The organism is Streptomyces ossamyceticus (genome assembly GCF_001418475.1).
Classification (GTDB): Bacteria; Actinomycetota; Actinomycetes; order Streptomycetales; family Streptomycetaceae; genus Streptomyces; species Streptomyces ossamyceticus.
Map to the genome: position 1 here is coordinate 1 of NZ_LIQX01000018.1, position 7,314 is coordinate 7,314.

The following is a 7,314-nucleotide window of genomic DNA, read 5'->3' on the forward strand; positions in this document are numbered from 1 at the left end:
GGATGTGTATTAGAGACAGAGCGGACCCTGGCCCCCGGGTACGGTTCCAGCGGTTCGAAGCCCGCGGCGCGCATGTCGGCCTCGGCCTGCGCCCGGCCGGCGGCCCGTCGCCGCTCCCCCGCGGCGATGCGTCCGCAGTGGCGGCATCCCGCGCTGGCTCCTGTGCGTACCGACGTGAAGGTGGGTGCGACGTGGTGGGCGTTCTTCGCGCAGCGGCTGTTCCAGGCCACGTTGGCCCCCGGGTAGGGCTCCAGTGGTTCGAGTCCCGCGGCGCGCATCACCGCTACCGCGACCTCGGCGTCGATTCTTCCGGGCATGACCGCTCTCCCCCTCGACCAGCGATCCCGCGCGCACCGAGGGGTCATTCCGGTGCGATCACGCGGATCTTCACTCCATTGGGATCGGTGACGAGCACGTCGCCACATTCCGGTCCTTCGGTGCCGGACCGTCGCACTCCGGTCGGGGCCGCGCAGGCGGCGACCCGTTCCAACTCCCTTTGTCCGCCTTCCACCTCGAGGGTGAACCGGACCACGCTCATCGGCCGTCGCAAAGGCTCCGGGAGGGCCGGGTGCGTGGGGTCGACGAGGAGGAGTTCGCAGGGGGCCGGTCCGGGCCGGCCGAGACCGACGGACCATTCCGTCTCGACGGTGACCTTGAAGCCGAACAGGTCGGTGTAGAACGCGCGGGACTCCTCGATGCGAAAGGTGCGGATCACCGGACAGAGGCTGGTCAGCATGGAGTGCCATCTCCAGTCACGTACCGAAGGTATGCGAGCGAACTTAATGACGTACCATCGGTATGTCAACACGGGCCGGTCATCCCCCCGCGCCCGCTCCGCCGTACCAACGCCCGTACACGAACGGCCAGTTCAGTTCGTACGGCGCGGTGGGTACAGGGGTGCCCTCCGGCACGGCCAGCGCCGCGGCGTGGGTGGTGTCCGCGGGGCCGCACGGCAGGTTGCGGACGGTCCAGCCGGGCGGGCGCCGGGGCGCCCCGGGCGGGTCGCGGTCGCCCAGGTAGTCCTGGTCCAGCGCGCGGCCGAGGCCGGTGCCGAGGGCCTTCAGATAGGCCTCCTTGCGCGCCCAGAGGCGGCAGAACCACAGGGGTCTTTCCCGCTCCGGCACCGCGGTGGCCTCGCGCCGCTCCTGCGGGTGCAGACGTTCCAGGCACGACGCGACGGTCCGGCGGCCGGGTATCCGCTCGGCGTCCACGCCCAGGGGCACCCCCGCGATCGCCACGAGCGACAGGCCAGGGCAGTGGGAGAGGGAGAAGTGCGGGCCGGCGCCGCTCTCCAGGAGAACGGGCCGTCCGTGCGGTCCGCCGCACCTCGCGCACGGAGCCCGCCCGAGGAGGACGTCCACGGGGTGGCAGCCGAGGTGCGCGGCGAGCAGCAGACGCAGCGCGACATGCGTGGCGAGGTAGCGGGAACGGTCCGTGGGGCGCCGGAACGAGCGGGCCCTGCGCCGTTCGTCCGCGTCCAGCAGCGACAGGCTCAGCGCCTCGTCCCACGGCGGCGGTCTGCGTACGGCCCACACCTGCGGCGACTCCGGACAGCTCGGCACTGCGGCCGCCATGCGCCCCCCGTTCCGCTGCCCTCGACGTGACGGTGGAGGCGTTCCCTCGTTGGCACGACGAACGCCACCCGCGCTCGAACGACCCGTGCCCACCTCAGAACGGTGACACCATGACGCCCTCCGCCGTGACCAGCTTCTACCCGGTGATCTGCACCCCGCGGCTGCGGGAAGCCGCGGACTTCTACACGGTCCTGCTCGGATTCGAGAAGACCTTCGAGAACGACTGGTACGTCAGTCTCCGCCGGCCGGAGCCGCCGTACTACGAGCTCGCCCTGGTCGACGCGGCCCACGAGACGATCCCGGACGCCTACCGCCGCCCCGCCCAGGGCGTCCTGCTCAACTTCGAGGTGCCCGACGTCGACGCCGAGTACGCCCGGCTCGTGGAGGAGTCCGGGCTGAAGCCCGAACTCCCCCTGCGCAGCGAGGACTTCGGGCAACGCCACTTCATCGTGGCCGCCCCCGACGGCGTCCTCGTCGACGTCATCACCACCATCGCCCCCAGCGCCGAGCACGCCGCCGCCTACACGGAGCGCCCCGGCGCGTGAGGCCGCGGCCCGCTCCCGGTCAGGAGGCGGGCTGCTCCGCGGGCGTGACCGGGCTCTCGGCGGGCTCCTGGGCCTGCTCCCCGGCGCCCGTGGGCGGCGTCCGTATGACGACCGCCACGAGGACGGCCGTCCCGAGGGCGAGCAGCGCGCCGACGACACCGATGACGTTCATGCCCTCGGTGAACGCCGCCCGGCCCGATTCGACGAACGTGGCGGCCACGTCCGCCGGCAGGGCCTTCGCGGCCTGAAGCGCCTCGGCGAGGGTGTCACCGGCACCGTCCGGGATCCGCGCGGGCACGTCCACCTCGCTGCGGTACACGGCCGTGCCGACGCTGCCGAGGATCGCGACGCCGAGGGCCATGCCCAGCTCGGTGCTGGTCTCCGAGATCGCGGCCGCGGAACCCGCCTGCTCGGGCGGCGCCGAGCCGACCACGATGTCGGTGCCCAGCGCGATGAGCGGGCCGCCACCGGCGTACACGAAGGCGAAACCGGTCACGACCTGCGCGATGCCGGAGGTGCTGTCGGCGAGGGCCAGCATGAGGTGTCCCAGCGCCGACACGGCCAGGCCGACCGCGACGACGTACGCGGGCCGCACCTTGCTCGCCGCGACCGGGGAGACCACGGACGTCACGATCAGCGCGAACGCCGCGGGCAGCAGATACAGGCCGGCCATCATCGGTGACAGGCCGCCGACGAGTTGCAGGTACTGCGTCACGAACAGATAGGTGCCGCCCGCGACCAGCATGCTCAGCAGCAGCGTCACCAAGGACGTGCGGAACGCCGGGTTGCCGAACAGACGGAAGTCCAGCAGGGGGCTGTCCAGGCCGCGCTGCCGACGCACGAACACCACGCCCATGACCAGGCCCGCGGCGAGGACCAGCAGCGGCAGCGCCGACAGCCCGTCGTTGGCGATCTCCTTCAAGCCGTAGATCACGGGCAGGATCGCCGCCAGCGACAGCGCCACGCTCACCAGGTCGACCCGGCCGGCCTGCTCGTCGCGGTACTCCGGCAGCAGCATCGGACCGGCCACCAGCAGCAGCGCCATGATCGGCACCCCGAGCAGGAACACCGACCCCCACCAGAAGTACTCCAGCATGGCCCCGCCGACCACCGGGCCGAGCGCGATACCGACGGAGAACATGGTGACCCACACGGCGATGGCCACACCGCGCTGCCTGCCGTCCCGGAACATGTTGGTGATCAGCGCGAGCGTGGACGGCATCAGGGTGGCACCGGCGACGCCGAGCGCCGCGCGCGCCGCGATCAGCGTGGCCGGGCCGTCCGCGTAGGCGGCCGCCACCGAGGCCACGCCGAAGGCGGCGCCGCCCATCAGCAGCAGCTTCCGGCGGCCGATGCGGTCGCCCAACGACCCCATGGTCACCAGGAAGCCGGCGATCAGGAAGCCGTAGATGTCGATGATCCACAGCATCTGCGCGGCCGAGGGGTTCAGCGCCTCACTGATGTGCGGGACCGCCAGGTGCAGGACGCTCACATCGATCGACAGCAGCAGCGTGGGAAGCGCCAGCACGGCCAGGCCCAGCCACTCCCGTGGCCCGGCCCGGTGGGGGGTATCGGCGATGGTGCTCAACTCGTCTCCTTCAACAGGTGCTTCGAACCGCCGCCCGGAACGGATACCGGGCGGCCGGACGTACGGGGGACCCGGCCCCCGTACGGGGTGCCCGCGTGCGGTGCGCCGGGACGGCCGGCCACCAGGCGGTGGACGACGGCAGCGGCGGACGCGGGCTCGTAGAGGTAGAAATGGCCGCCGGGGAACATCAGCCGCCGGAAGCCGCCGGTGGTCTCCAGGGACCACAGGTGCAGCCGCTCGGCGACGACGACGGGGTCGTCGACCGCGCCGAGCGCGAGGATGGGCACGCCGGTGCCCGACAGCGGCCGCTCGTGGTGCTCCATCGCCTCCAGGTCGGCGCGGATCGCCCGCAGCGACAGCCGGACCAGGTCGTCCCGGTCCAGCAGTCGGGGCGTCATACCGCCGATGTCCAGCAGGTGCTCCACCAGTTCGGTGTCGCTCCTGAGGTGGGCGAAGGGCGGCTCGGCGGGGAAGCACGGGGGCTGCCGCGCCGAGACGGCGAGCAGCTCCGGCGCGAGCCCCTTGTGCTCCATCGTGCGCGTCAGTTCGTACGCCAGCACACTGCCGAAGCTGTGCCCGACGACGGCGTACGGCAGTTCGGGCAGCTCCGCGAGGGCCGCGCCGAGGGCGTCGACGAGGGGTTCGACGCGGGTGAGCGGCCGCTCGGTGATCCGGGCGCCCCGGCCCGGCAGTTGGGCGACGACGAGTTCCACGTCCGGGGCCAGGAGCGGCGCCCACGAGCGGAACGCGGAGGGCCATCCGCCGGCGTGCGGGAAGGCCACCACACGGAAGCGGGGCGCGAGCCGGGGGCCCACGGTGCTCCACCAGTCACGCATCGGTCACCGCCCGCCCCTTGCCGGTACCGGTGTCGGTGCCGGTGTCCGTCCTGGCGTGGGTGTCGGCCGATCGCCGGGCCAGCAGCGGGTGATGGGCCCGCAGATGCTCGACGACCCGGCTCTGGTGGCCCTGAAGGCGCTGGCCCGGCAGATGGTCCAGGGAGTGCAGGAACGGGTCCTGGGGGGCGGGCAGTCCGGCGATCGCGCTCGCCGTGGCGAGCACCAGCATCGGCTGGTACCACGCCGAGTAGCCGCCCTCGTGGACGAAGACGACGCGGCCTCCGGTGAGTTCGTCGGCGAGGCGGCACAGCGTGGACGTCATGGTGTGGAACGTGCGGCTGGTGCACATCATGCGGCCCATCGGGTCGTGGCCGCCCGCGTCGACGCCCGCCGCGACCAGGATCAGCTCGGGCCGGAACGCGCGCGCCGCGGGTTCCACGACCCGGTCGACCACGGCGAGGTAGGCGCCGTGGCCCGAGCCCGGGGGCAGCGGCACGTTGAGCGTGCTGCCGGCGCCGGCCCCCGTCCCGGTCTCCATGACGTGGCCGGACGCCGCCGGGAACAGCCCGTCCTGGTGGATCGACACGTACAGCACGTCCGGGTCGTCGTAGAACACCCGCTGGATGCCGTTGCCGTGGTGCACGTCCCAGTCCAGGATCATCACCCGGCGCGCCCCGCGGCGTTGCGCGGCCCGCGCGGCGACGGCGACGTTGTTGTAGAGGCACAGGGCCATCGCCCGGTCGGGCTCCGCGTGGTGGCCCGGCGGGCGGACCAGGCAGTACGCCCGCCGGAACCGCCCGTCCAGGACCTGCTCGGCGGCCTGCGCCGAGGCGCCCGCCGCGAGCCTGGCGGCGTGCGCGCTGTGGTAGTTGACCTGCGCGTACACGCCGGCGTCGCCCCCGCCGGACGCCGACACCGCCTCCACGCGCTCGATGTGCTCCGGCACGTGCACCAGCCGCAGGTCCTCGTCGGTGGCGGGCGTCGGCGTCACGCACGTGTACCGGTCCAGCACTCCGGACGCCTTGACCAGCCCCTCGGCCCGGCGCAGATCGGGGTCGACCGCGAACTGCCGGAGCGGTTCGACACCGGGGCCGACGGGCACGTACCCCGAGCCGGGCCCGGGGTCGTGCCAGAAGCACATCTCGTGGCTGTACCACGCGAGGTCGGACGTGTTCACCCGGCGGACACACCCAGCGAGGCGCGGCTGACGCCGGAGACCTTCTCGATGTACTGGAGGTAGTACTCCCGTTCCTCGTCCGGGGTGCGCTTGGCCCGGAACGTCGTCTCCAGCAGGTCGAGGACCTCACCGGTCCGCCCCGAGGTGAGCGGCTGTTCGGCGACCTCCTCCTCGACGGAGCGGATGCGCGCGGCCGGTTCCACCACGCCCTTGATGTGCTCGTCCTGGTCGGTGTTGTGGTTACGGGTCGAGGCGATGGTCTTCAGCACCGCCGAGAAGAACGCCGTCTTGTCGATGTCCGCCATGTCGGTTCCCCCTTGCTCGTCGTGTGTGCGTGCGACGTGCCGTGCCACCCGGCCGACGCGGCTTCCCGCCGCGTGTCCGGGGCGTGTGTCAGGTGATGAGGCCGCAGGCGCGGCCGGCTTTCTCCAGCGTCGTGACGGCCGAGTCCAGATCCGCCTCGGAGTGGCTCAGGTTGACGATGGTCCGCAGCCTCGGCAGCGTGCGCGGCACCGCCGGGTAGACGATCGGCTGCACGAACAGCCCGTCCTGCTGGCACATGCGGGCCATGGCGCCGGCCTGTTCGGCGCTGCGGCAGATGACCGGCACGACGGGCGTCTCACCGGTGAGCGTGTCGAAGCCGAGGGCCCGCAGCCGCTCCCGGTAGCGGGTGGTCCTGGCCCGCAGTTCGCGCGGCAGTCCGGGCGCGGCGTCGATCACCTCGATGGCCGCCCGGGCGGCCGCCACCTGGGCCGGGGTGGCCGCGGCGGAGAACATCCAGCCGCGCGCGTTGTTCTTCAGCGCGAAGACGAGGTCGCTGGACCCGGCGACGTAACCGCCCGCGCTGGGCACGGTCTTGGAGAGGGTGCCCATCTTCACGTCGACGCGGGCCGGGTCGATGCCGAAGTGCTCGGTGATGCCGCGCCCGGTGCGGCCGAGCACACCGAGGCTGTGCGCCTCGTCCACCATGAGCGGGGCGTCGTAGCGCTCGCACAGCTCGACGATGCCCGGCAGGTCGGCGACGTCGCCGTCCATGCTGAACACGGCGTCGGTGACGACCAGTCGGCCCGCGTCCCCCGCCTTGCGCAGGGCGCGCTCCAGGTCGGCGAGGTCGTTGTGCGCGTACGTGATGACCCGGGCGCCCGAGAGGCGGTAGCCGTCGAGGATGCTGGCGTGGTTGTAGACGTCGCCGATGATGACGTCGCCGGGGCCGACCAGCGCGCCCACCGTCGCCACGTTCGTCATGTAGCCGCTGGAGAAGACGACGGCGTCCTCGGTGCCGAGGAACCGGGCGAGCGTCAGCTCCAGTTCACGGTGCAGATGGAGGGTGCCCGCGAGGAGCCGCACCCCGTGGGCGCCGGTCCCGTGCCGCTCCACCGCGCGCAGCGCCTGCTGCTCGATGTAGTCGTGGCCGATGAGCCCGAGGTAGCTGTACGAGGCGAAGTTGAGGAACCAGCGGCCGTCGAACTTGATGTGGGCGCCCCGCGCCTCCTCGATGACGGGCTCGTAGAAGTACTCGTCCTTCGCGACGATCACCCGGTCGTCCACGGAGAGGGCGTCGATACGCCGGTCCAGGAAGGTCCCGCCGGGCCGG

General features: G+C 72.5%; 8 protein-coding genes and 1 pseudogene. 1 reads left to right on the forward strand and 8 read right to left on the reverse strand.

The genetic code is table 11. The features are described from left to right. The 3 genes and pseudogenes from AOK15_RS41615 to AOK15_RS01640 form a co-directional block, all read right to left on the reverse strand. Window positions 1–317: pseudogene (locus tag AOK15_RS41615) on the reverse strand (hypothetical protein); the annotation flags it as partial. A 44-nt stretch (window positions 318–361) separates the two neighbouring features. After that, entirely contained in the window at window positions 362–715 is a 354-nt protein-coding gene (locus tag AOK15_RS01635) for a VOC family protein (protein ID WP_240508261.1), read from the reverse strand. A gap of 100 nt (window positions 716–815) precedes the next feature. After that, window positions 816–1,574 (reverse strand): 4'-phosphopantetheinyl transferase family protein, encoded by a 759-nt coding sequence (locus AOK15_RS01640; protein ID WP_079058245.1) that lies wholly within the window; start codon window positions 1,572–1,574, stop codon window positions 816–818. A 110-nt stretch (window positions 1,575–1,684) separates the two neighbouring features. On the opposite strand from AOK15_RS01640, the gene AOK15_RS01645 reads away from it, so the two are divergent. Next, window positions 1,685–2,119 (forward strand): VOC family protein, encoded by a 435-nt coding sequence (locus tag AOK15_RS01645; RefSeq protein ID WP_055511913.1) that lies wholly within the window; start codon window positions 1,685–1,687, stop codon window positions 2,117–2,119. Between the two features lie 19 nt (window positions 2,120–2,138). Here the strand turns inward: AOK15_RS01645 and AOK15_RS01650 are convergent, their stop codons facing one another. The 5 genes from AOK15_RS01650 to AOK15_RS01670 form a co-directional block, all read right to left on the reverse strand. Further along, window positions 2,139–3,707 carry an MFS transporter gene (locus AOK15_RS01650; RefSeq protein WP_055511915.1) on the reverse strand — a complete coding sequence of 523 codons (1,569 nt, stop codon included), beginning with the start codon at window positions 3,705–3,707 and terminating at the stop codon, window positions 2,139–2,141. Then, window positions 3,704–4,543, reverse strand: a complete 840-nt coding sequence (locus tag AOK15_RS01655; protein WP_055511917.1) for a thioesterase II family protein — start codon at window positions 4,541–4,543, stop codon at window positions 3,704–3,706. Before AOK15_RS01655 ends, AOK15_RS01650 begins: the two co-directional genes overlap by 4 nt. Next, entirely contained in the window at window positions 4,536–5,720 is a 1,185-nt protein-coding gene (locus AOK15_RS01660) for a class II histone deacetylase (RefSeq protein ID WP_240508262.1), read from the reverse strand. The genes AOK15_RS01655 and AOK15_RS01660 overlap by 8 nt, the downstream gene beginning before the upstream one ends. After that, window positions 5,717–6,025 (reverse strand): hypothetical protein, encoded by a 309-nt coding sequence (locus AOK15_RS01665; protein ID WP_055511919.1) that lies wholly within the window; start codon window positions 6,023–6,025, stop codon window positions 5,717–5,719. Before AOK15_RS01665 ends, AOK15_RS01660 begins: the two co-directional genes overlap by 4 nt. An 88-nt stretch (window positions 6,026–6,113) precedes the next feature. Beyond that, a partial coding sequence (locus AOK15_RS01670) for an aminotransferase class I/II-fold pyridoxal phosphate-dependent enzyme (RefSeq protein ID WP_157870142.1) occupies window positions 6,114–7,314 on the reverse strand: 1,201 nt, incomplete at its 5' end.

Excerpts from the sequence above, each read along its gene's own strand:
- AOK15_RS01665 (WP_055511919.1), bottom strand. The coding sequence starts at position 6,025 with ATGGCGGACATCGACAAGACGGCGTTCTTCTCGGCGGTGCTGAAGACC.
- AOK15_RS01640 (WP_079058245.1), bottom strand. The coding sequence starts at position 1,574 with ATGGCGGCCGCAGTGCCGAGCTGTCCGGAGTCGCCGCAGGTGTGGGCC.
- AOK15_RS01655 (WP_055511917.1), bottom strand. The coding sequence starts at position 4,543 with ATGCGTGACTGGTGGAGCACCGTGGGCCCCCGGCTCGCGCCCCGCTTC.
- AOK15_RS01645 (WP_055511913.1), top strand. The coding sequence starts at position 1,685 with ATGACGCCCTCCGCCGTGACCAGCTTCTACCCGGTGATCTGCACCCCG.